Here is a 22,376-nt window from a genome sequence, read left to right on the forward strand (position 1 = left end):
GGGGGGAAGAACATGGGACTCGGAGTCCTGCTTCGGCGGCGCAATCCCCTGTGGCGCGCCACCGACCGCCGCGAGGCATGGGTGACGCTCGGCGCGCTGGTGCTCCTGGCGCTGGGAGCGCCGGCCGCCGGATGGGCGGGCGGCGCGCTCGCCGACGCCTCGCTCCGGCAGGAGATACGGGCCCAGCACGAGGAGCGGCGGCCCGTCACCGCGGTCGTGGTCGGACCGGTGCCGAAGGTGCGGCGGTTCGCCGGCGACCCGGGCGCCGGGTCGGGGCGGAGCTCACTGGTGGCGGCCTGGCGGGCGCCGGACGGCACCCCGCGCACCGGAGAGGTCACCACGTCCGGGGCCCGGGAGCCCGGTGCGCCGGTGCGGATCTGGACGGACGCGTCGGGGCTTCCCGTACCGCCGCCGATGGACGCGGGCGCGGTCCGTACGCACGCGGTGCTCGGCGGGGTCGGCGCCTTCCTGCTCGCCGCCGGGTGTGTCGAGGCGGGCAGGCGGCTGATCGTGGGGCGCATGGTGCGACGGCGGTACGCACTCTGGGACCGGGAGTGGGCCGAGGCGGGCCCGGACTGGGGCCGGACCGGAACGGGCAGCTGACAGCGGGCGTCCGCCTCGGCCACGCACCGCAGGCGGCAACATCACCCCGGCGGCCCGAGTCGTCAACTCCCGCACCTCCCGCGCGCTACGGTGGTCCGACCGCGTCCGCCTCCTCGACAGGCGGACGGACGGACCCAGGGCATCACGGACCCGGGGCATCACAGCACGACCCGAGGCAGCACAGCACGAGGTGGGGGCAGAGCAACTCCATGGCACAGGGCACGGTCCAGGTGACGCACACCGGCACATCGAGATGGCGCCGCCGCACGGGCGAGTACGCCTCCCTCTCCGCGGCCCTGGAAGCGGCGGCCGACGGGGATGTCCTCACCGTCGCGCCCGGGACCTACCGGGAGAACCTCCTCCTCCACCGCGCGGTGACGCTGCGCGGCCCCGAAGGCTCGGTCGGCTCCGTGCGGATCGCGCCGGTCGACGGCGTACCGCTGACGGTGCGCGCCTCCGCGATCGTCCAGGATCTGCACATCGAGGGGCAGGACTCCGCCGCCCCGGCCGTGCTGGTGGAGGACGGCACCCCCGAGTTCTCGGATCTGCGGATCGTGACGCGGTCGGCCGCAGGCATCGAGGTGCGGGGAGCGGCCCGGCCCACCGTGCGGCGCTGCACCGTCGACAATCCGGCCGGCGTCGGCATCGCCGTACTCGACGGTGCGGGCGGAGTCTTCGAGGAATGCGAGATCGTCTCGGCCGGGCAGTCCGGCGTCTCGGTCCGGGACGGCGGGCACCCCCGCCTCGACCGCTGCCGCATCCACCACTCCTCCGGTGCGGGCATCGGTGTCACCGGCGAGGGCAGCGGTCTGGAGGCGATCGGCTGCGAGGTGTACGAGATCAAGGGCAGCGGCGTCCAGGTCACCGCCCGCGCCACCGCGCACCTCACCGACTGCACCGTGCACCGCACCTCCGGCGACGGCGTCACGCTGGACACCGACGCGGTGCTGACGCTCGCCGACTGCGACATCCACGACATCCCGGAGAACGCGATCGACCTGCGGTCGCGTTCGGTGCTCACGCTGACCCGTTCCACGGTCCGCCGCTTCGGCCGCAACGGGCTCTCGGTCTGGGACCCGGGCACCCGCGTGGACGCCAACCAGTGCGAGATCCACGACAGTACGGGCGACTACCCGGCGGTCTGGGTCAGCGACGGGGCGACGGTGATACTGGACGCCTGCCGGGTCCACGACGTGCCGGACGCCCTCTTCGTCCTGGACCGGGGATCGCGCGCCGATGTGGTGGACAGCGACCTCTCCCAGATCCGCAACACCGCCGTCTCCGTGAGCGACGGCGCCACCGCCCAGCTGGACGACTGCCGGATCCGGGAGGCCTCCACCGGCGCCTGGTTCCGCGACCACGGCAGTGGCGGCACGCTGAACAACTGCACCATCGACGCGGCCCAGACCGGGGTCATCGTCACCAAGGGCGCCGACCCCGTCATCGAGCGGTGCACGGTCACCAACCCCGCCGAGGCCGGGTTCTACGTCTCCGCCGAAGGGCGCGGCACCTTCGACAGCTGCCGGGTGACGGGCAGCGAGGGGTACGGCTTCCACGTCATGGACGGCTGCCGCACCACGCTGACCCGCTGCCGCACCGAGCGGTGCGCGCGCGGCGGTTACGAGTTCCCCGAAGGCTTCGCCGGGCAGGCGGGCGACGGTTCGGGGGGCTCCGGCCCGGTGGTCACGGACTGCACGAGCGACGAGAGCGGACTGCGTACGGCACCGGCTCCGGCCCCCGCCGTGCTGACGGCCACGCAGGCGACGCCCGGCCTGCTCTCCACCATGCCCGGCCAGCGGGCCGTGGAGCCCGAGCCGGTGGCTCCGGCGGCCGAGCCCGCCCGTGACTCCGCGGCGGTCCTCGGTGAACTGGACGCGCTGGTGGGCCTGGAGAGCGTCAAGCGCGAGGTGCGGGCGCTGACCGACATGATCGAGGTGGGCCGCCGCCGCCAGGAGGCCGGGCTCAAGGCCGCCTCCGTCCGCCGCCACCTCGTCTTCACCGGCTCCCCCGGTACGGGCAAGACCACGGTCGCCCGGCTGTACGGGGAGATCCTGGCCTCCCTCGGGGTGCTGGAGCGCGGCCACCTGGTCGAGGTGTCCCGGGTGGACCTGGTCGGGGAGCACATCGGCTCGACGGCGATCCGGACCCAGGAGGCGTTCGACCGGGCGCGCGGCGGGGTGCTCTTCGTGGACGAGGCGTACGCCCTCTCCCCCGAGGACTCCGGCCGCGACTTCGGCCGGGAAGCCATCGACACGCTGGTGAAGCTGATGGAGGACCACCGGGACGCGGTGGTGGTGATCGTCGCCGGGTACACCCACGAGATGGAGCGGTTCCTCACCGTCAACCCCGGGGTCGCCTCCCGCTTCTCGCGGACCATCACCTTCCATGACTACCTCCCCGAGGAGCTGCTGCGGATCGTCGAGCAGCAGGCCGAGGAGCACGAGTACAGCCTGGCGGAGGGGACCGGGGAGGCGCTGCTGAAATATTTCACCGCTCTCCCCAAGGGCCCGGCCTTCGGCAACGGCCGCACCGCCCGGCAGACCTTCGAGTCGATGGTGGAGCGGCACGCGGGCCGGGTCGCCCAGCTCGCCGAGACGAGCACGGACGACCTGACCCTGCTCTACCCGGAGGATCTCCCCGAGCTCTTCTGACTCCCCTGGCCCTTCTGGAGCTTCCCCTCTCCCTCCGTCTGCCGGGGCAGCCGCGGTCCGAGCTCTTCGAGGAGGGCGGCCCGTTCCTTCGCGAAGACCGGGTCGGCCTGGTAGTCGGAGTGGCCGAGGATCGGTTCGGGCAGCGGGAGCGCGGTGGTACGCCCGTACGCCAGCGGGTCCTTCAGCGGCCCCCGGTCGACGCCGGGGTCGGGGTCGGCGCTCAGCCGGACGGGCCCGCCGATCGGGTCGGTGGCCCGGAAGAGGTTGCGCCAGCAGTGCACCGAACGGTTCAGCCCGAGCAGGGGTACGGCTCCGAAGTAGGCCGGGAACCAGCGCCCGTACAGGCGCTCGATCGGGGAGCCGTAGGTGAGCAGGCCGACCCGGCGGCGGGCCGTGTCGGGGAGCTGCCAGACCGCGGCGGCCGCGAGGACGCTGCCCTGTGAGTGGCCCGAGATGATGAGCCGGCCCCGGGTGGTCGCCGTCCAGGCGCACATACGCGATGCCAGGTCGGGGACGGCGCGCTCGGCGTAGCAGGGGGGCGCGAAGGGGTGGGCGGCACGCGGCCAGAAGGTGCCCACGTCCCAGAGGATGCCGATGGTGCGCCGGGCGGAGGCATCCCGGTAGGCGCGGCGCCCGCCCGCGACGAACAGTATGAAGCCGAAGCCGATCAGCCAGGAGCCGGTCGACTGGGCGGCCTCGACGAGGGATTCGACGGGAGCTGCGGCCCCGTCCGTCGCGAGGCCGGGCACTTCGCCGCTGGTCCAGGAGCCCGCGACGGCCGCCGCGCCGAGGAGCAGGGTGGCGGCGGAGACCACGCCGACGATCCAGGGGGCCGAGTCGGTGAGGGCGGCGGTGGCGCGGATGCGGGCGATCCGCCGGGTGCGGGCGGGATCGGGCGGCTCGGGAGCGTACTCCGCCTCGATGTCCGGGCCCATGCGGCGGGCACGGCGCGCGGTGCGGACGGTCAGGAGGACGACCGGGACGAGCAGCAGGAGCAGGAGTACGGGGATGACCGAGGCCTGCCAGCTGAGCAGGACGGGCGGGCCCTCGATGATGGAGCCGCGTCCCATGCCCGGCGTGCCGGGGCCGTCCAGCCAGTCCGCGACGCGCTGGGCCAGGCCGCCGGTCATCACGCCGCCGAGGGCGCAGGCGAGCATGGCGACGGACGGGCCGCCGAGGCCGTACAGCGTGGTGCGGGGTTCGGGGGTGCGCCGGTAGAGGCTGCGGGCGACCAGGGCGAGGATCACCACGAGGAGGCCCTGCCCGAGGGCGAGGAGCCGGAAGGCGGTCTCGCCGGGGAGGCTGCCGGTGGACTGCCACGCGGGACGCGACCAGCCGGCGTGGAGGACGGCGAGGCCGAGCAGGGTGAGGGCGGAGCCGGGCAGGTACGTGATGAGGGCGCCGTCGACGCGGGTGTCCCGGACGCTCTCGCTGCGGCCCCGGCGGCAGATGACCCAGACGGTCACCGCCGCACAGAGCACGAGGGCCCCTTCGATGACCAGGCCGAACACCTGCGGCACCGGGCTGTCGGCGGTCCGGTCGTGGCGGGCGGCGGCGCCGGTGACGGCCGCGGCGACGGTGAGGAAGCCCGCGGCGGTGTGCGCGGCGCGGAGCCGGGCGACGAGCCGGCGGCCGTACCAGAACCCGGGCCTGCTGAGCGCGGGCGGCACCGGGCGCGCGGACTCCGGGTCGTCGGCGTTGTCCGGGGAGCCCGGCCCGTGGACCTCCTCCGTCCCGTCGGGGTCGCAGGCGTCGTCGTCCGTGGCGTCCAGGGGGCTCTGGGACTCGTAGGCGCTCCAGGTCCGGTTGGAGAGGTACCACAGGAGGCCCACGAGGGCGGCGGGCACGGTGGCCGCGAGCGCGAGCCGGCGCCCGGGCTGGGACCACCAGCCGCCCTGATGACTCGACAGGAACCCGAGCCAGGAACGCCTCTGGGAGCAGTCGGGTGTGCCCGCGCACTGCCAGGCCACCAGGTCCAGCGCCACCTCGCAGGCGGCCGCGGTGAGCAGCACGGTGAGGCTGAGCGCGACGAGCCGCACGACCACTCCGTACAGCCGGACCGCGCGGGTGCGGCCGGAGGCTGTGGGGCGCATCCAGTGAGCGAGGTTGACCACCATGAACGGCAGGAGCAGCAGCCACAGGGCGCGGGAGCCGTTGCCGGAGGTGAGCCCCGACCAGCAGTACGCCTCGGCGACGGGCTCGTCCCGGTAGCGCTCGGGGTGCTTCTCGCCGTGGGCGTCCTCGGTACGCCGGTACACGGCGGCGGTCGCGTCCCCGGTGACCCGGACGGTACGGGGATCGCCGAGCATCTCCTGCGGGGTGGCGCCTCCGACGCCGTGGACCAGCAGTTCCAGCGCTGCCCCGGTGTTCTGCGGAGGTCGCGGCGGGGGCGGGATGGCAGGGGCCAAGGCGGCACTCTCTCTCGGGCGCGCCGGCCGCACGGGCCGACGAAGACATGACAGGGGCGGGCGAGGGCGTGGCAGGGGTCGGGCAGAAGGGATCTCGGGAGCCGTGGACTGCGGCCCGTGGCCCGGCCCCAGAATCCCGGAGGCGCGGCGTGTGCGTGAGCGGTCTCACGGAATCTCCCCAGGCGGTACGCCGGACATGCCTGCGTGGCAGGATGAGCGTGTCTCGCAGGCCGCTGCGGACCTTGGGAGCAGAGGGAAGGACCGGGCGACCGCCTTGAGCGAGAACCAGAACCTGCTCGCCGAGCAGCGACGTGCCCTGATCCTCGACGAGGTGCGCAGGCGCGGCGGGGTCAGGGTCAACGAGTTGACCCGCAGGCTGAACGTGTCCGACATGACGATCCGTCGGGACCTGGACGCGCTGGCCCGGCAGGGGGTCATCGAGAAGGTCCACGGCGGTGCCGTCCCCGTGGTCGAGGCGAGCACCCACGAGCCCGGCTTCGAGGTGAAGTCGGCGCTGGAGCTGAGCGCCAAGGAGGACATCGCGCGGACTGCGGCGGCGATGGCCCAGCCCGGCAGCGCGATCGCCCTCTCGGGCGGTACGACGACCTACGCTCTCGCCCGGCATCTGCTGGACGTACCGGATCTGACAGTGGTGACCAACTCGGTGCGGGTGGCGGACGTGTTCCACGACGCGCAGCTTCCGGCAGCCGGGCGGCAGGCGCGCCCGGGGACGGCGACGGTGGTGCTGACGGGCGGGGTGCGGACGCCTTCGGACTCGCTGGTGGGGCCGGTCGCGGACCGGGCCATCGACTCCCTCCACTTCGACCTGCTCTTCCTCGGCGTGCACGGGATCTCGGCCGAGGCCGGTCTCTCGACCCCCAACCTCGCCGAGGCGGAGACCAATCGCCGCTTCGTCCGGTCGGCCCGCCGGGTCGTAGTGGTGGCCGACCACACCAAGTGGGGCACGGTGGGGCTGAGTTCCTTCGCCACGCTGGACGAGGTGGACACCTTCGTGACGGACGCGGGGCTGGCCCCCGGGGCACGTGAGGAGATCGGCGAGCATCTGCCGGGCCTGGTGGTGGCGGGCGAGTCGCCCGAGGAAACCGTCTTCCCCGGCCGACCAGGACGCGGCTGACCGCTGAACCAGTGACCGGGATACGGCTGTCCGGATTCCGTTCAGGTCGCTGTAGCGCCGTGACGTCCTAGGATCGAAGAATGGCCGTCTTCCGGATCGAGCGCTTCTCCCCCCTCCCCCCAGCCGAGGCCTGGCGCCGGGTGACCGACTGGGAACGGCACACCGACCATGTCCCGTTGACCGCCGCCTCGGTAAAGGGCGGGGCGCCGACCAGGGTCGGGACAGTGTTCACGGCGCGTACGGGGGTGGGCCCGCTGGCCTTCGACGATCCGATGGAAGTGGTCCGCTGGACGCCGCCCGCCGGTGGCCGGGCCGGGATCTGCCTGCTGGAGAAGCGCGGGTCCGTGGTGCTGGGCCGGGCCTCGATCGACGTGCTGCCGACGCATGCCGGTTCCCATGTGGTGTGGGTGGAGGAGCTGCGGGTGCGGCTGGTGCCGCGGTGGGGCGACCCGCTGCTGGCCTCCGCCGGGCGGCGGCTGTTCGGCGGGGTGCTGGACCAGCTGCTGGCCTCGCCGGGCGGCCGGGAGAGTGGCTGAGCATCGGCAACGGCCCGGCGGGCGTCTGGGGAGTGCGGCAGCGAACGGGCAGCCGGCCCGGTGTGGGCGATGCGACCGCCACACGATGGACGCGTATGACGCTCCCCGCCAGGCCCCCGGAAGGCACCGAACTCATGCCGACCCTGCAACCGCAGTAACGCTCCGCGGCCGCACGGAGCGGTTGCCTGGGCGTACGACAGGGCCACCGGCCCGATGCGGGGCGCGGCGGGCGGCCCGACTCCGGCGGCGGTGCGATCAGCCGCCGATCACGCGCGCTCCGCCGTACGGAGTCCTCGTTCCGCCCTCGTGGACGATCCGGTGCGAGACTCGGACAGGTGACAGATCTTCCTGAAGAACCCGGCGTACATGGTTCCTCCGACGAGCCTTCCGGCCAGGCCGAGCTGCGCTGCCTGGTCACGGGTGCCACCGGGTACATCGGCGGCAGACTGGTGCCCGCTCTGCTCGACGCCGGCCACCAGGTCCGCACGCTGGCCCGGACGCCGCAGAAGCTGCGCGACCACCCCTGGGCGGACCGGGTCGAGGTGGTGCGCGGCGATGTCACCGACGCCGGCTCGCTGACGGAGGCGATGCGGGACGTCGATGTGGCGTACTACCTGGTGCACGCCCTGGGCTCCGGTTCGGACTTCGAGGAGACCGACCGCCGGGCCGCCCGGAACTTCGGCGAGAAGGCGCGCGCGGCCGGGGTGCGGCGGATCGTCTACCTGGGCGGGCTGACCCCTGCGGGGGTGGACGAGAAGGAGCTGTCGCCGCATCTGCGTTCGCGGGCCGAGGTGGGGCGGATCCTGCTGGACTCCGGGGTGCCGACGGCGGTACTGCGGGCGGCGATCGTGATCGGTTCGGGGTCGGCCTCGTTCGAGATGCTGCGCTATCTGACCGAGCGGCTGCCCGTGATGGTGACCCCGAGCTGGGTCTCCACCCGGATCCAGCCCATCGCCGTACGGGATGTGATCCGGTACCTGGTGGGCAGCGCCACCCTGCCGCCCACGGTGAACCGGACGTTCGACATCGGCGGCCCGGACATCATGACGTACCGGGACATGATGCAGGGCTACGCCCGCGTGGCGGGGCTGCCGCGGCGGGTGATCGTGCCGGTCCCGGTCCTCACCCCGACACTCTCCAGCCACTGGATCGGGCTGGTCACCCCGGTCCCCCGGTCGATCGCCCGGCCGCTCGCGGAGTCGCTGCGCCACGAGGTGGTCTGCCGGGAGCACGACATCATCCGGTACGTCCCCGACCCGCTGGAAGGGCCGATCAGCTTCGACCGGGCGCTGAGCCTCGCCCTCCAGCGGATCAAGGAGGCCCGGGTGGACACCCGCTGGTCCTCCGCCTCGCTGCCGGGCGCGCCTAGCGACCCGCTGCCCACCGACCCCGACTGGTCGGGCGGCAGCCTCTACCGGGACGAGCGGGAGCTGACCGTGCCGGTGGACCGGGCGGACCTGTGGCGGGTGATCGAGGGCATCGGCGGCGAGAACGGCTGGTACTCCTTCCCGCTCGCCTGGGCGGTGCGCGGCTGGATCGACCGGATCGTCGGCGGGGTCGGGCTGCGGCGCGGGCGGCGGGACGCCCACCGGCTGCGGGTGGGGGACTCGCTGGACTTCTGGCGGGTGGAGGAGATCGTGCCGGGCGAACTGCTGCGGCTGCGGGCGGAGATGCGGTTGCCGGGCGCCGCCTGGCTGGAACTGTCGGTGGCCACCGACGACCAGGGGCGCACGCTCTACCGCCAGCGCGCCCTGTACCACCCGCAGGGGCTGCTCGGCCATGCGTACTGGTGGGGCGTGTCGCCCTTCCACGCGGTGGTGTTCGGCGGGATGGCCCGCAACATCGCGGGGGCCGCCGGGACCGCCGCCCGGGCGCGGAAGGAGGGCCGGGAACCGGTGGCCGGCAGTGGTACAGACAACTGACGCCCCGGCCGCTATGGTGTGCCTCCCCATAAGCGCAGACCACCGGGAGGTGCACAGGATGGCACGCCGACTCCGTACCGTAGGAATGGAGTTCACCGACTCGGCGCCGATACGTCTGGTGTTCGCCGCCGAGGTGTCCGCGCCCCCGGACGTGGTCTACCGGGCGCTCGCGGACGATGTCGCCTCCTGGCCCTGCTGGTTCACCGCCGTCACCCGGGCCACGCCCACCGGCGGGGGCGCGGGCCGGGAGGTGCGGCTGCGCGGCGGGGTCCGCTTCCGCGAGACGGTCGTGGCCGCCGAGCCGGGCGAGCGGTACGCCTACCGGGCCGACGAGACGAACGCCCCCGGCCTGGGGGCCCTGGTGGAGGAGTGGCGGCTCACCGCGGACGGGACCGGGACGCGGGTGCAGTGGACCTTCGCCGCCGACGGGACGGGCCTGTTCCGCTCGGTGCTGGGGGTCGCGCGCCTGGGGATGGGCCGGTCCTTCCGCGACGCGGTGCGCCGGCTCGACGGGCGGCTGACCGCGCCGGCGGCCTGAGCGTCCCCCGGCGCCTCAGCCGGCCAGGGTTCCGGTGGCGAGGAAGCCGTCGATCGCCGCGCTGTACGGGGCGATGTCGAGGCTCTGCTCCTCCAGCCAGGAGTCGGAGTAGTACTTGTCCAGGTAGCGGTCGCCCGGGTCGCACAGCAGCGTGACGACGCTGCCCCTCTCCCCCCGCTCCACCATCTCGGCGATCAGCTTGAAGGCGCTCCACAGCCCGGTGCCCGTGGAGCCGCCCGCCTTGCGGCCGATGGCCCGCTCCAGGGCACGTACGGCGGCGACGCTCGCCGCGTCGGGCACCTTCATCATCCGGTCGACGGCACCGGGCACGAAGCTCGGTTCCATGCGGGGGCGGCCGATGCCCTCGATCCGGGAGCCGCAGTCGCTGCTCGCGTACGGGTCGTTGCGGGTCCAGCCGTCGAAGAAGCAGGAGTTCTCCGGGTCGGGCACGCAGACGCGGGTGTCGTGCTGGAGGTAGTGCACGTAGCGGGCGATGGTGGCCGAGGTGCCGCCGGTCCCGGCGGTGGCGACGATCCAGGTGGGTTCCGGGTAGCGCTCCAGCTTCAGCTGCTGGTAGATCGACTCGGCGATGTTGTTGTTGCCGCGCCAGTCGGTGGCGCGCTCCGCGTAGGTGAACTGGTCCATGTAGTGCCCGCCGGTCTCGGCGGCGAGGGACGCGGACTCCTCGTACATCTTGCGGGAGTCGTCGACGAAGTGGCACTGCCCGCCGTGGAATTCGATGAGCCGGCACTTCTCCGGGCTGGTGGTGCGCGGCATCACGGCGATGAACGGCACACCGATCAGCTTGGCGAAGTACGCCTCCGAGACGGCGGTCGATCCGCTGGACGCCTCGATGACCGGCTTGCCCGGCCGGATCCAGCCGTTGCAGAGCCCGTAGAGGAAGAGCGAGCGGGCGAGCCGGTGCTTGAGGCTGCCGGTGGGATGCGTCGACTCGTCCTTGAGGTAGAGGTCGATGCCCCACTCCTCGGGCAGGGGGAAGCGCAGCAGGTGGGTGTCGGCCGAACGGTTGGCGTCGGCCTGGACCTTGCGGACGGCTTCCTTCAGCCAGGCCCGGTACTCCGGGTCGCTGCGGTCGATGTCCACCGTCTCCACGACCGCCCCCGTGGCCCCGCGGTCACGTCCCAGCTCATCGGTGCCCATCGCCGTGCTCCTGTTCGTCCGCCATGCGTCGTTGCCCGTCCGCGCTCGTCCGCCCGGTGCTCCTGCCTCCACGATATGCCCCCGACCTGCACAAACCTTGACTTTGATGGTCCATAGCCCTGCCTTTGACCAGGCCTTTCGGGGCAGTTGGGGCGGACGGTGCGAGCAGCCCGCACCGCGCTTCCGCGCCCTCTGGCGGTCGGGGGCGCGGCCGGGCACACTGCAACAGGAGAAGTGGTGACGAAGGGGGGCGAAGCCGCGATGGCGGACGCCGAGTTCAGTGCGTCGGGGGTCAGGATCGAGCGGTTCACCCGGTCGCTGACCAGGGCCGGTCAGGTGGTCGTCAAGGACGGCCGGCTGTCCCTGCTGATGAGTAACGGGCGGGAGATCGACAGTGCCCCGGTGGGCACGGTCAGTGCGGGGAAACGGTGGTTCTTCGCGGCGGATTCGGCCATCGCCCGGGTGAACGGCGTGCGCTACCGGTTGACGATGGGGCAGCGCAACCGCAGACGTGACGGGGCGGCTCCGCTGCGCCGCTTCCTGGAGGCGCTGCGCAGCGCGGGCGGCCGCCGGGGCTGAGTCCAGGGACCCGTCCGTCGGGCGCCCCTACGCGGCTCCGCGAGTTGCGGAGCCGCTCCGGCTGGGCCACGCTGAACCCACGTCACTGAAGGTGCATCATCGGTGACAGAGCGATCCACTCCTTCGGGACACCGCGGGACCGGATCGTGCGACACGAGCAGACACGACAAGAGCAGAGCGGATTCGGCAGTCAGTCGTCCCGCCGGCTCCGTTCGTCCGTCTTCTTCTTCCGGACCTATTTCGGGGAGTCGCAGCCGTGATCAGCGAGCCAAGCAGGCACTGCACGGTGGAGCTCCAAGCCCTGCCGTCGCGGATCGGTCAGGTCCGCAGAATCATCTCGGCGCAACTGCGCTACTGGCATCTCGATCCCCTGATCGACCAGGCAGCCCTGGGCGTCACCGAACTCCTGACCAATGTCCACCGGCACGCACAGCCGGACAAGTCATGCACCGTCGACATCGAGCTGCTGCTCGACCGGTTGACGGTCTCCGTCCACGACCACGACCCCCGTGTCCCCACGGTGAACGAGGCGGATTCCTTCGCCACCTCGGGACGGGGTCTGGCCCTGATCGCCGCGGTCAGCGAGAGCTGGGGCGTACGGCCGAGCGGCGCGGCCGGAAAGGCCGTCTGGTTCACCTTGCCGGCGGTCTGCGACACCTCGACCCTGCCGCCGCTCGCGGTCTACGGGTCGACGACCGACGGGCCGTTCGGGTCCGTCCCCATCAGCCCCGAGGCCGTAGCGGCCGCCCCTGCCCGGTCTGCTGTCGTCGGCTGACGAGCCGGGTGCGGCGGTGCGGTGAGCGTGATGCCACACCGGCCGCACCCGGCTCAGGCGAGGACGGCGAGCGGGTCGTCGAGGACCGGCTGCCAGGCCAGTTCGGCCGCGCCGACGAGGCTGTTGTGGGACAGAGTGCAGGGCAGGATCGGCACGCTGCCGCTGCGGCCCCACAGGCTGCGGTCGGCGACGACGGCGCGCAGTCGCTCCGGGTCCGCCTCCAGCAGGTCGCGGTGGAGCCCGCCGAGGATGATCCGGTCCGGATTGAGGATGTTGACGAGCCCGGCGAGGCCCAGACCCAGGCGGTCGATCAGCGCCTCGGCGGCGTTACGCACGTCCGCGTCCTCGTACTCCGTGCGCAGCAGATCGCCGGCCTGCTTGAGGAGCGACTCCTCCGGGCCCGGGTCGCGGCGCGCGGTGGTGAGGAAGGCGAGCGGGTCGGTCTCCACGTCGAGGCAACCGCGTCCGCCGCAATGGCAGGGCCGCCCCTCGGGGTTCACGGTGAGGTGTCCCACCTCCAGCGCCAGCCCCGAACTCCCGCTGTGCAGGCGGCCGTCGAGCACCAGGGCCCCGCCGACGCCCCGGTGGCCGGTGGCGACGCAGAGAAGGTGCTGGGCGCCGCGTCCGGCACCGTGCCGGTGCTCGGCCAGGGCGGTGAGGTTGACGTCGTTGCCGGTGAAGGCGGGACCGGCGATGCCCGCGTCACGGACGCAGGCGGCGAAGATGTCACGGACCGGCGAGCCCGCGGGCCAGGCGAGGTGGAGGGGGTTGAGCGCGGTGCCTTCGGGTTCGGCGACCGCCGACGGTACGGCGAGCCCGGCGCCGACGCAGCGCAGCCCGCTCGAGCGCAGCAGCTGTGCCCCCGCGGCCACCACCTCGCCGAGCACCTGCGCGGGGTCGGCCATCACCGCGACGCAGCCCGGCGATGTGGCGACGATCCGGCCGCCGAGCCCGACGAGGGCGGCCCGGAAGCCGTCGGCGTGGACCTGGGCGGCGAGGACGACAGGGCCGGCCTCCAGGACGGAGAGCCGGTGCGAGGGGCGGCCCTGCGAACCGGCCGCGGAACCCGGGCGGGAGTCGACCCGGATCAGCCCGAGCGCCTCCAGCTCCGCGGCGACCGCCCCGGCGGTGGCCCGGGTGACGCCGAGCTCGGAGGTGAGGACGGCGCGCGTGGGGGCGCGCCCGGTGTGGACCAGCTCCAGTGCGGGCCCGAGCGCGCTGCGGCCCCTCTCCAATTTCGTCCGGGTGGTGGTCGCCTTGCCGTTCATGAGGGCGAGTCTCCCATGATCCGGAGGCGTCCCGGACGCCGAGGGAGCCCGCCGGGACCGGCGGAACCCGCCTTTGTCAGCCATGTTGCGTCCGCTCTCCGCCCGCCCCTATGCTGAGTTTGTGCCGCAACTAAACAAACTGCGGACGGCCCTACCCGTGGGACCTGGCGGAGACACCGCCCCACCCTCGGCCCGCCTCCGTACCGCGCTGACCGTGTTCTTCGCCCTCGACGGTTTCCTCTTCGCCGGCTGGGTGGTCCGTATCCCGGCCATCAAGCAGCAGACCGGCGCCTCCGCCTCCACCCTCGGCCTCGCCCTGCTCGGTGTCTCCGCGGGCGCCGTGATCACCATGATGCTCACCGGCCGCCTCTGCCGCCGCTACGGCAGCCACGCCGTGACCGTGGCCTGCGGGGTCCTGCTCCCGCTGAGCATCGCCCTGCCCGCGCAGACCCATTCGGCGCTCTCGCTCGGCCTCGTCCTGCTCGTCTTCGGAGCGGCGTACGGCGGCATGAACGTGGCCATGAACAGCGCGGCCGTCGACCTGGTCCTCCAGCTCCGCCGGCCGGTGATGCCGAGCTTCCACGCGGCGTTCAGCCTCGGCGGCATGGTCGGTGCCGGACTCGGCGGCCTGGTGGCGGGCGGCCTCTCCGCCTCGACCCACCTGTTCCTGCTGGCCGCGACCGGCCTGCTCGTCACCGCGGTCGCGGGTCCCGCGCTGCTGCGCCACCGCCCGTTGCCTACGGCCCCCGAACCGCACACGTCTCAGGCGCAGCCCCAGCAGAAGCTCGCCCCGCGAGCCCGCCGGATCGTCGTGCTCTTCGGCGTGATCGCCCTGTGCACGGCGTACGGGGAAGGCGCGCTCGCCGACTGGGGCGCGCTCCACCTGGAGCAGGACCTGGACGCCGCCCCCGGCCTCGCCGCCGCCGGATACGCGCTGTTCGCCCTGACGATGACCGTCGGCAGGCTCACCGGGACGCTGCTGCTGGAACGGCTCGGCCAGACCCGCACCCTGGTCCTCGGCGGTGCGGTCGCCGCGGCCGGAATGCTGCTGGGCGCACTGGCACCGACCGTCTGGCTCGCGCTGGCCGGGTTCGCGGTCACCGGCCTGGGGCTGGCCAACATCTTCCCGGTCGCCGTGGGCCGGGCCGGCGAACTGGCCGGACCGAGCGGGGTGGCCGCCGCCTCCACGCTGGGCTACGGCGGCATGCTGCTGGGCCCGCCCGCGATCGGCTTCCTGGCCGACTGGTTCTCGCTGCCGATGGCGCTGACGACCGTGGCCCTGCTGGCTACCGCGGCCGCCGTCCTGGGGTACGGGGCCCGCAACGCGACGCACGCCTGAGCGGAGGCCGGCTTCCCACCCCTGGCACAATCCGGCCATGGAGATCACCGAGCACATCGTGTCCCTGTCCGAGGAAGGGCGGCTCCTCGCGGCGGCCGCCGAACAGGCGGGCCCCGGGGCCTCGGTCCCGACCTGCCCCGGCTGGCAGATACGCCACCTTCTGCGCCACACCGGCATGGTGCACCGCTGGGCCGCCGGGTTCCTCACCGAAGGGCACACCACGCCCCAGCCGGACGGCGGGGAACCGGATCTCGACGGCGCCGAACTCCTCGACTGGTTCCGGGCGGGCCACCGCCATCTGGTCCGGTCGCTGGAGGCCGCCCCCGGCGACCTGGAGTGCTGGGCCTTCCTGCCCGCCCCCTCCCCCCTGGCGTTCTGGTCCCGTCGCCAGCTCCACGAGACGACCGTGCACCGGGTCGACGCGGAGTCGGCGCTCGGCGGGCCGTTGACGACGGTGGGCGCCGACCGGGCGGCCGACGGCATCGACGAGCTCCTGACCGGCTTCCACGCGCGCCCCAGGAGCCGGGTGCGCTCCTCCGTCCCGCGCACGCTGCGGGTGCGGGCCGTGGACTGGGACGCGGTGTGGACCGTACGGATCTCTGACGAGCCGCCGCAGGCTGTACGTACGTCCGTCACCGGCGGCGGGAAGGGCCCGGCCGCCGACCCCGACAGCGGCGCCGACCGCGTGGACTGCGAGCTGAGCGGGACGGCTCAGGGGCTCTACCTCACGCTCTGGAACCGTCTGCCGCTCGCCGCCGTGACCCTGCGCGGCGACCGCTCGGTGGCCAGGCTCTGGACGGACAACTCCGCGGTCACCTGATGGACTGGGCGGACGCGGGAAATGGGGTCGGGCGGCCGGTGCGGGCCGGGGACGGGGCCGTACGCTTGCCGGGAGCGCGGCGGGCCTGTGACACTGCGGACATGGGGGAACGGCGGACGCAGGCGGAGCGGGACGCGATGACGGTCGAGATCGGCTATGCGCTGGTCAGTTCCGCCGTACTGGCCGGTCTCACCTTCGCGGCAGCCTCCGCACCCGCCCTGCTCCTCTTCGACCCCGGCCGCACAGCACGGACGATGGTCCTCGGCCTCGCCACCGCGGCCGCCGTACTGGCCTTCGCCGTGCGGGTCGTGCATGTCCTGTGGCGCTTTCCGCGGCGGGAGGGCCGCCGCCTGGGCGGCCCGCCCCCGGACAGGCCGGGCCACTTCGGCTCCGCCGACTCCGCCGACTCGGCTACGTAGGACGCCGCATACCGCGACTCAGCCGGCTGCCGGGCCCCCGCGCAGACCGACCGAGCGGGCGAGCTCCCCCGCTGCCTGGCTAAAGAGCTGCTCGCGCGCCTCGACCATCCGGTCGAACTGGCCGAAGAGCTCGAACGAGATCAGGCCGAAGAGCTGGGCCCAGGCGGCGACGAGGGCGAGCGCGGCGGCGGGCGGTAGGTCCGGGGCGATGTCGGCGGTGATCCGCTCGGCCTCGGGACGCAGCTCCGCCGCGAGCGGCGGCACCGCGAGACCGTCGGCCCAGAACGCGTCGCGTACGAGGCCGATGAGGACCAGGCCGACCCGGGAGGCGGGGCCCACCGTGTCCCTGGGGGCGCTGTAGCCGGGGACGGGGGAGCCGTAGACGAGGGCGTAGGTCGACCAGTACTTCCAGGGCGTCACCGCGAAGTCCACGGACGCCGAACTCCTGGCCGCCTGCCCGGACCACCCGGTCTTCCGCCTCACGTTCGAGAGCTGACCGCGCCGAGCAGCTCCGCCACCAGGTCCACCACGAGCGCGGGCCGGGACACGAACGGCGAATGGCCCGTCCGCCACTCGCGTACACCGGTGCAGCGGGCGGCCAGCGTCCGTTGCAGGGCGGGATCGACCGCCCGGTCCCCGGCGCAGACGACATAGGTCGACGGGGTCCGCTTCCAGCTGTGGTGCACCGGGACACCCCGCCCGCACCCCGGGGCCTGCGGCCGCAAGAGACCGACCGCGCGGGCGGCGAGAGGTTCGGGGCAGTCGTCGTAGAGGACCTCGGCCGCCCGGCCGGAATCCAGACGCGTCGTGCCCTCGGGCCCCTCCCCCGGCACGACCGCGTCACGGAGCTGCGGGGACGCCCCGCCCAGAGCGGCTGCGCTCTCGCCCACGTCCGGTACGAAGGCCGCCAGATAGACGAGGTGGCGCGCTCCGCGCACCCCGGTGATCACCGACCCGCCGTAGGAGTGGCCGAGCAGGAGCGGAGGCTCCGCCAACGCGTCGACGGCGGCCTGGACCGCCGCCGTATCCGCGGCCAGGGAACCTCGGTGGAGCTCGGGAACGGCCACCTCGACCCCCTGCGCCCGCAGACCGTCCGCGACCGGGGCGAAGTGGCCGGGACGGTGGTAGAGGCCGTGGACGAGCACCGCCGTGGGCCCTCCGCCCGCGCCCCTCACCCCGCCGACCGCACGCCTCTCGCCCCCCACCGACCCGTCGCTCAGCGGTCCATCGCGCTCAACGCCCGCTGCGCCAGCGGGTGCGTACGGACGAGCTCGGCGAGCGACGTCGTGCCCCGGGTGATCCCCGCGAACGCCTTCCAAGCCGGCCGGAAGCCGGTCAGCACCGCGTGCAGCACCCCCGGACGGCGCTCGAACAGCTTGAGCATGCGGCGGCCCACGCCCATCTCCACGCCGAGACCGGCCTTGACGGCGAAGGCGTAGTTGAGGGCCTGGCGGCGGGCGTCCACCGCGTCGTGCGCCTCGGCGATCCTGACGGCCCATTCGCCCGCGAGCCGGCCGGAGCGCAGCGCGAAGGAGATGCCCTCCCGCGTCCACGGCTCCAGGAGCCCGGCCGCGTCGCCGCAGACCACGACCCGGCCGCGGGAGAGCGGAGAGTCGTCGCTGCGGCAGCGGGTCAGGTGGCCGGAGGAGATCGACGGCTCGAACCCGGCGAGGCCGAGGCGGGCGATGAAGTCCTCCAGATACCGCTTGGTGCCGGCGCCGTCGCCGCGCGCCGAGATCACCCCGACGGTCAGCGTGTCGCCCTTGGGGAAGACCCAGCCGTAACTCCCGGGCATCGGACCCCAGTCGATGAGGACCCGGCCCGCCCAGTCCTCCGCCACCGTCGCCGGAACGGGGATCTCCGCCTCCAGGCCGAGGTCCACCTGGTCGAGCTTCACCCCGACATGTGCTCCTATCCGGCCCGCGCTGCCGTCCGCCCCGACGACCGCCCGCGCCAGCACCGTCTCACCGCCGGCCAGCACCACGGCGACCGTACGCCGGTCGGGCACGGCGGGCCCGTGCTGCTCCACCCGCACCACCGAGACGCCGGTGCGCAGTTCGGCACCGGCCTTCTGCGCCTCCTCCACCAGCCCGGCGTCGAACTCCGGGCGGTTGATGAGCCCGAAGAGCATGCGCCGGGAGCGGCGGGTACGGGAGAGCTTCCCGTTGAGGGAGAAGGTGACCGCGTGGATACGGTCCTTCAGGGGCAGTTCGAACCCCGGTGGCAGGGAATCCCGGGAGAACCCGATGATGCCGCCGCCGCAGGTCTTGTAGCGCGGCAGTTCCGCCTTCTCCAGCAGCAGGACCCGTCGGCCCGCCACGGCTGCCGCGTACGCCGCCGATGCGCCGGCCGGTCCGGCGCCGACGACGACGACATCCCAGACCGACGACTCTTCGTTCTCCGCCCCGGCGTCTGCGTTCTCGCTGCTCACGATGTGCTTCTGCTCCCGATCCGACCAGTGGCCCCAAGCTGCTCACGGCATCCTACGGCGCGCCCCGGCCGAGCCCCCCTGTGGGAGGATCGGCCATGAATGTGTCCTGCACGCGACCCCGCACCCACGGTGTCGCGGACGGGCGCGTACACACCGTGCCCTACCCATAACGTCGCACCCACGAGGAGCGTGCCCATGACCGCCCGCCCGATTTCCGAGACCGTCGCCTCGCTGATGCCCCGTGCGCGGGCGGAGCTCGCCGAGCTGGTCGCGTTCCCGTCGGTGGCGGACCCCGCGCAGTTTCCGAGGAGCGGGTGCGAGGCCGCGGCGAACTGGGTCGCGGACGCCCTGCGCGCCGAGGACTTCACGGACGTCGCCCTCCTTGACACCCCCGACGGTACTCAGTCGGTCTACGGTTACCTGCCCGGCCCGGCCGGTGCTCCGACCGTACTGCTCTACGCCCACTACGACGTGCAACCGCCGTTGGACGAGTCGGCGTGGCTCTCCCCGCCGTTCGAGCTGACCGAGCGCGACGGGCGCTGGTACGGCCGGGGCGCGGCGGACTGCAAGGGCGGGTTCATCATGCACCTGCTCGCGCTGCGCGCCCTCAAGGCGAACGGTGGCGTTCCGGTCTCGGTGAAGGTGATCGCCGAGGGTTCCGAGGAGCAGGGCACCGGCGGTCTGGAGCGGTACGCGGAGGCGCACCCGGAGCTGCTGGCGGCCGACACGATCGTCATCGGCGACACCGGGAACTTCCGGGTCGGGCTGCCGACGGTCACGGCGACGCTGCGCGGGATGACGATGCTGCGGGTGCGGCTCGACACCCTCGAAGGGAACCTGCACTCGGGGCAGTTCGGCGGCGCCGCCCCCGACGCGCTGGCCGCGATGATCCAGCTGCTCGCCTCACTGCGTGACGAGAACGGGACGACGACGGTCGACGGTCTGACCGGGGACGCCGACTGGGACGGACTGCAGTACCCGGAGGCGGAGTTCCGGCAGGACGCCAAGGTGCTGCAGGGGGTCGAGCTGATCGGTACGGGGACGGTCGCGGACCGGATCTGGGCGCGTCCCGCCGTCACCGTCATCGGTATCGACTGCCCGCCGGTGGTCGGCGCCACGCCGTCCGTGCAGGCGAGCGCACGCGCCCAGATCAGCCTGCGGGTGCCGCCCGGCCACGACGCCGCCGAGGCGACGAAGCTGCTCACCGCCCACCTGGAGTCGCACGCCCCGTGGGGCGCGCGGGTCGCGGTGGAGCAGGTGGGCCAGGGCCAGCCGTTCCGCGCCGACATGAGCAGCCCGGCGTACACGGCGATGGCGGACGCGATGCGGGAGGCCTACCCGGGCCAGGAGATGCAGTCCGCCGGCATGGGAGGCTCGATCCCGCTCTGCAACACCCTGGCCTCGCTCTACCCGCAGGCGGAGATCCTGCTGATCGGGCTGAGCGAGCCCGAGGCGCAGATCCACGCGGTGAACGAGAGCGTGTCGCCCGAGGAGCTGGAGCGGATGTCGGTCACCGAGGCGCTGTTCCTGCGCAACTACGCGGAGTCGAAGAAGGCCTGAACCTTGCGAACGCCCCTGTCGGCGGCCTCTCCCGGCCGCCGCTGGGGCATCGCGCGGGACGCTGCGCCCTCGGCGAAGTCGCCGGGAGCGTAGTTCCCTACGGTGGGTCCCCCGGCTGCGTACGTTCGCGGCATGGATCTCATCGAGGTACTCCCCCGCCGCCTCCATATGTTCCGCTTCCGGATCGGCCAGGCCTATCTCTGGCGCGACGGAGCGGACCTGACGCTCATCGACGCCGGGGACACAGAGGCGGCGTCGGCGATCGAGGACGCGGTAAGGGGTCTGGGGCTGGACCCCGGCCGGATCGGCCGCATCGTCCTCACCCACGGCCACCGCGACCACTACGGCGCGGCTCAGGAGCTGGCGGACCGCCACGGCGCCGAAATCCTCGCCCACCCGCTGGACGCGCCGGTGATCCGGGGTGAGCTCCCCGTACCGGAACCGGACCTGCTCGACTGGGAACGGCCGCTGTACGAGAACGGGCTGACGGTCCCCGAGGCGCCGCCCACCCGGGTCGACCGCGAGGTGGCCGGCGGCGAGGTGCTGCCGTTCGGGGACGGCGCGCGGGTGGTCCATGCCCCCGGCCACACGCCGGGCTCCATCGCCCTCCATCTGCCGCGCCACGGGGTCCTGTTCACCGGGGACTGTGTGGCGAGCGTCGAGGAGGTGATGCTCGGCGTGTTCAACGTTGACCGGGCGCAGGCCCAGGAGACCTTCCGGCGGCTGGCCGCGCTGGAGGCCGGTACGGTCTGCTTCGGGCACGGCGATCCGCTCACCGAGGACGCGGGGGAGGCCATGCGGGCGGCGGCCGGGGGCGGGTGAGGGGCCGGGTGCGGACGGGTGCGCTCGGACCGCAGGGGGTCCGGGCGCCCACGGGCCATGACGCGTGGTGCCTTTCCGCCGGACCCGTCCAGGGGCTCAGGGGCGCGGTGCCACGACGCCGGTCACCGTGGCGGTACCGGCGACCGGCCGGGCTTCGTACATTGCTCCGTCGGCACGGCGGTTGCCGATGTCCCACATGGGCCGGAGCCGGCCGTCGCCGGAGAAGGCCGTCCGGCGCAGGCCCTCCTCGTCGCATCGAACCCCACCCCGCGCACCCGTCAGCCCACCGGGACACCCGCCTCCAGATTGAGCACCGTGGACCGCTGCCGCGCCCGCAGGGCCCAGCGCAGCCGCTCGTAGCGGGTCGGGGGCAGCATCCCCGCCGCTTCCTGCTCCGTGACGAAGCGCCAGCCGCGCAGCTCGGAGCCGGGGAGCAGCAGCCGGCCGGCGTCCTCGGACCGCAGCAGTCCCCCGTCGAAGAGGAAGCGCAGTCCGCCGTAGCCGGGCGGGGAGGGCGGCTCCCAGTCGACGAGGAGGAGCGTGGGGAGCCGGTCGAGCCGGAGCCCTATCTCCTCGGCCACCTCCCGTATCCCGGCCTGCGCCGGGGCCTCGCCCTCCTCCACGACCCCGCCGGGGAACTCCCAGCCCGGCTTGTACGTGGGGTCGACGAGGAGCACCCGGTCCTGTTCGTCGAAGAGCAGCACCCCCGCGGCGACGGTCGCGGCGGTCGGCTCGGGGCTCTGCACGATCTCGCACGCGCCGGCGGCACCGCTGCGGACGGCTTCGGCGATCCGCTCGGCGGTCTCGCGCGGGGTGAGGGCACCGTTGTCGACGACATGGGCGTCCTCGGTGAGCCAGCCGAGCGCGTCCCGGTAGGAGCCGATGTGGTCGTACGCCCACCGGTTGACCCGCTCGCTCTGCTCGCGGTCGCCGGGGTACTCCACCCGACCCGCTATCCGGCTGCGCAGGATCGTTTCGTCAGGTGAGAGCAGCACATGCCGGACCGGGATGCGCCGGGAGGCGAGGCCGCCGAATATCTCGTCCCGGTACTCCTGTCTCAGCAGGGTCATCGGCACCACCAGCACCCCGGGCACCTCGGCGAGCAGCGCGGCCGCCGTGTCCACCACGAGCCGCCGCCAGATCCTCAGGTCCTGGAAGTCGCCAACCTCGGCCAGCTTCTTCTGGGGCAGCAGTCCGCGCAGCGCCGCCCCGGTGTGCTCCGGGTCGTACAAGGTGCTGTTCGGGATCAGATCGATCAGTTCGCCCGCGACGCTGGTCTTGCCCGCGCCGAACGCACCGTTGATCCAGACAACAATCACGAGTACTCCAGGATGGGAAGGCCGCTGAACAGCGACGGAGTGGATTCGCGGGATCGTCCGGGAGACGGATGGGAGAAGGCAGTGTCCACA

Annotated in this window: 19 protein-coding genes and 2 pseudogenes; 14 read left to right on the forward strand and 7 right to left on the reverse strand. The window is 73.4% G+C overall.

Annotated features, from left to right (window positions below):
- Nucleotides 1-12: 12 nt before the first annotated feature.
- Entirely contained in the window at nt 13-603 is a 591-nt protein-coding gene (locus ABZ154_RS01100; RefSeq protein ID WP_356827796.1) for a hypothetical protein, read from the forward strand.
- Between the two features lie 209 nt (nt 604-812).
- On the forward strand, nt 813-3,254 hold the full coding sequence (locus ABZ154_RS01105) for a right-handed parallel beta-helix repeat-containing protein (protein ID WP_356827798.1): 2,442 nt from the start codon (nt 813-815) through the stop codon (nt 3,252-3,254).
- Here ABZ154_RS01105 and ABZ154_RS01110 read toward each other — a convergent pair.
- Nucleotides 3,224-5,662: a hypothetical protein gene (locus ABZ154_RS01110; protein ID WP_356827800.1), complete on the reverse strand. Its 2,439-nt coding sequence runs from the start codon at nt 5,660-5,662 to the stop codon at nt 3,224-3,226. The genes ABZ154_RS01105 and ABZ154_RS01110 overlap by 31 nt on opposite strands.
- Before the next feature lie 274 nt (nt 5,663-5,936).
- On the opposite strand from ABZ154_RS01110, the gene ABZ154_RS01115 reads away from it, so the two are divergent.
- The 4 genes from ABZ154_RS01115 (at nt 5,937) to ABZ154_RS01130 (ending at nt 9,793) form a co-directional block, all read left to right on the forward strand.
- On the forward strand, nt 5,937-6,797 hold the full coding sequence (locus ABZ154_RS01115) for a DeoR/GlpR family DNA-binding transcription regulator (protein ID WP_356827802.1): 861 nt from the start codon (nt 5,937-5,939) through the stop codon (nt 6,795-6,797).
- A gap of 80 nt (nt 6,798-6,877) precedes the next feature.
- Complete coding sequence (locus ABZ154_RS01120) at nt 6,878-7,333, forward strand: SRPBCC family protein (protein ID WP_356827804.1); 456 nt, start codon at nt 6,878-6,880, stop codon at nt 7,331-7,333.
- Nucleotides 7,334-7,668: 335 nt separating this feature from the next.
- On the forward strand, nt 7,669-9,255 hold the full coding sequence (locus ABZ154_RS01125; RefSeq protein WP_356827806.1) for an SDR family oxidoreductase: 1,587 nt from the start codon (nt 7,669-7,671) through the stop codon (nt 9,253-9,255).
- Between the two features lie 58 nt (nt 9,256-9,313).
- The gene (locus ABZ154_RS01130) at nt 9,314-9,793 is read left to right on the forward strand and encodes an SRPBCC family protein (protein WP_356827808.1); all 480 of its coding nucleotides are present in this window, start codon (nt 9,314-9,316) and stop codon (nt 9,791-9,793) included.
- 15 nt (nt 9,794-9,808) lie between these two features.
- On the opposite strand, the gene ABZ154_RS01135 is transcribed toward ABZ154_RS01130, so the two are convergent.
- On the reverse strand, nt 9,809-10,954 hold the full coding sequence (locus tag ABZ154_RS01135; RefSeq protein WP_356827810.1) for a PLP-dependent cysteine synthase family protein: 1,146 nt from the start codon (nt 10,952-10,954) through the stop codon (nt 9,809-9,811).
- Nucleotides 10,955-11,215: 261 nt separating this feature from the next.
- Here ABZ154_RS01135 and ABZ154_RS01140 point away from each other — a divergent pair, with 261 nt between their 5' ends.
- Both ABZ154_RS01140 and ABZ154_RS01145 read left to right on the forward strand, forming a co-directional pair.
- Nucleotides 11,216-11,533, forward strand: coding sequence for a hypothetical protein (locus ABZ154_RS01140; RefSeq protein WP_030574987.1), 318 nt, complete (start codon nt 11,216-11,218; stop codon nt 11,531-11,533).
- 256 nt (nt 11,534-11,789) lie between these two features.
- Nucleotides 11,790-12,308 (forward strand): ATP-binding protein, encoded by a 519-nt coding sequence (locus tag ABZ154_RS01145; protein WP_356827812.1) that lies wholly within the window; start codon nt 11,790-11,792, stop codon nt 12,306-12,308.
- A 53-nt stretch (nt 12,309-12,361) separates the two neighbouring features.
- Here ABZ154_RS01145 and ABZ154_RS01150 read toward each other — a convergent pair whose 3' ends face one another.
- On the reverse strand, nt 12,362-13,576 hold the full coding sequence (locus ABZ154_RS01150; protein WP_356827814.1) for an ROK family protein: 1,215 nt from the start codon (nt 13,574-13,576) through the stop codon (nt 12,362-12,364).
- Between the two features lie 214 nt (nt 13,577-13,790).
- Between ABZ154_RS01150 and ABZ154_RS01155 the strand changes: the two genes are divergently transcribed.
- From ABZ154_RS01155 to ABZ154_RS01165, 3 genes are all read left to right on the forward strand, one after another.
- Nucleotides 13,791-14,915 (forward strand): MFS transporter, encoded by a 1,125-nt coding sequence (locus tag ABZ154_RS01155; protein ID WP_356827895.1) that lies wholly within the window; start codon nt 13,791-13,793, stop codon nt 14,913-14,915.
- 37 nt (nt 14,916-14,952) lie between these two features.
- A complete protein-coding gene (locus ABZ154_RS01160; protein WP_356827816.1) occupies nt 14,953-15,735 on the forward strand; it encodes a maleylpyruvate isomerase family mycothiol-dependent enzyme in 783 nt (260 codons plus the stop codon).
- A gap of 101 nt (nt 15,736-15,836) precedes the next feature.
- Entirely contained in the window at nt 15,837-16,154 is a 318-nt protein-coding gene (locus ABZ154_RS01165; protein WP_356827818.1) for a DUF6332 family protein, read from the forward strand.
- An 18-nt stretch (nt 16,155-16,172) separates the two neighbouring features.
- On the opposite strand, the pseudogene ABZ154_RS01170 reads toward ABZ154_RS01165, so the two are convergent.
- A pseudogene (locus ABZ154_RS01170) lies at nt 16,173-16,547 on the reverse strand (TetR-like C-terminal domain-containing protein); the annotation flags it as partial.
- A gap of 1 nt (nt 16,548) precedes the next feature.
- Between ABZ154_RS01170 and ABZ154_RS01175 the strand changes: the two are divergent.
- Nucleotides 16,549-16,650, forward strand: a pseudogene (locus tag ABZ154_RS01175) (deazaflavin-dependent nitroreductase); the annotation flags it as partial.
- On the opposite strand, the gene ABZ154_RS01180 reads toward ABZ154_RS01175, so the two are convergent.
- Nucleotides 16,634-17,359, reverse strand: a complete 726-nt coding sequence (locus tag ABZ154_RS01180) for an alpha/beta hydrolase (RefSeq protein WP_356827820.1) — start codon at nt 17,357-17,359, stop codon at nt 16,634-16,636. The pseudogene ABZ154_RS01175 and the gene ABZ154_RS01180 sit on opposite strands and share 17 nt — an antisense overlap.
- Before the next feature lie 11 nt (nt 17,360-17,370).
- Nucleotides 17,371-18,585, reverse strand: coding sequence for a geranylgeranyl reductase family protein (locus ABZ154_RS01185; RefSeq protein WP_356827822.1), 1,215 nt, complete (start codon nt 18,583-18,585; stop codon nt 17,371-17,373).
- Between the two features lie 195 nt (nt 18,586-18,780).
- Between ABZ154_RS01185 and ABZ154_RS01190 the strand changes: the two genes are divergently transcribed.
- Together ABZ154_RS01190 and ABZ154_RS01195 are read left to right on the forward strand one after the other, a co-directional pair.
- Nucleotides 18,781-20,145 carry a dipeptidase gene (locus ABZ154_RS01190; RefSeq protein WP_356827824.1) on the forward strand — a complete coding sequence of 455 codons (1,365 nt, stop codon included), beginning with the start codon at nt 18,781-18,783 and terminating at the stop codon, nt 20,143-20,145.
- 132 nt (nt 20,146-20,277) lie between these two features.
- The gene (locus ABZ154_RS01195; protein WP_356827826.1) at nt 20,278-20,967 is read left to right on the forward strand and encodes an MBL fold metallo-hydrolase; all 690 of its coding nucleotides are present in this window, start codon (nt 20,278-20,280) and stop codon (nt 20,965-20,967) included.
- Nucleotides 20,968-21,245: 278 nt separating this feature from the next.
- Here the strand turns inward: ABZ154_RS01195 and ABZ154_RS01200 are convergent, their stop codons facing one another.
- Nucleotides 21,246-22,283 carry an NUDIX domain-containing protein gene (locus tag ABZ154_RS01200; protein ID WP_356827897.1) on the reverse strand — a complete coding sequence of 346 codons (1,038 nt, stop codon included), beginning with the start codon at nt 22,281-22,283 and terminating at the stop codon, nt 21,246-21,248.
- Nucleotides 22,284-22,376 lie beyond the last annotated feature (93 nt).

The sequence above is a fragment of the Streptomyces sp. NPDC006261 genome (genome assembly GCF_040613515.1).
GTDB lineage: Bacteria > Actinomycetota > Actinomycetes > Streptomycetales > Streptomycetaceae > Streptomyces.

Excerpts from the sequence above, each read along its gene's own strand:
- ABZ154_RS01165 (WP_356827818.1), top strand. The coding sequence starts at position 15,837 with ATGGGGGAACGGCGGACGCAGGCGGAGCGGGACGCGATGACGGTCGAG.
- ABZ154_RS01130 (WP_356827808.1), top strand. The coding sequence starts at position 9,314 with ATGGCACGCCGACTCCGTACCGTAGGAATGGAGTTCACCGACTCGGCG.
- ABZ154_RS01195 (WP_356827826.1), top strand. The coding sequence starts at position 20,278 with ATGGATCTCATCGAGGTACTCCCCCGCCGCCTCCATATGTTCCGCTTC.
- ABZ154_RS01160 (WP_356827816.1), top strand. The coding sequence starts at position 14,953 with ATGGAGATCACCGAGCACATCGTGTCCCTGTCCGAGGAAGGGCGGCTC.
- ABZ154_RS01135 (WP_356827810.1), bottom strand. The coding sequence starts at position 10,954 with ATGGGCACCGATGAGCTGGGACGTGACCGCGGGGCCACGGGGGCGGTC.
- ABZ154_RS01100 (WP_356827796.1), top strand. The coding sequence starts at position 13 with ATGGGACTCGGAGTCCTGCTTCGGCGGCGCAATCCCCTGTGGCGCGCC.
- ABZ154_RS01140 (WP_030574987.1), top strand. The coding sequence starts at position 11,216 with ATGGCGGACGCCGAGTTCAGTGCGTCGGGGGTCAGGATCGAGCGGTTC.
- ABZ154_RS01105 (WP_356827798.1), top strand. The coding sequence starts at position 813 with ATGGCACAGGGCACGGTCCAGGTGACGCACACCGGCACATCGAGATGG.
- ABZ154_RS01120 (WP_356827804.1), top strand. The coding sequence starts at position 6,878 with ATGGCCGTCTTCCGGATCGAGCGCTTCTCCCCCCTCCCCCCAGCCGAG.
- ABZ154_RS01150 (WP_356827814.1), bottom strand. The coding sequence starts at position 13,576 with ATGAACGGCAAGGCGACCACCACCCGGACGAAATTGGAGAGGGGCCGC.
- ABZ154_RS01190 (WP_356827824.1), top strand. The coding sequence starts at position 18,781 with ATGACCGCCCGCCCGATTTCCGAGACCGTCGCCTCGCTGATGCCCCGT.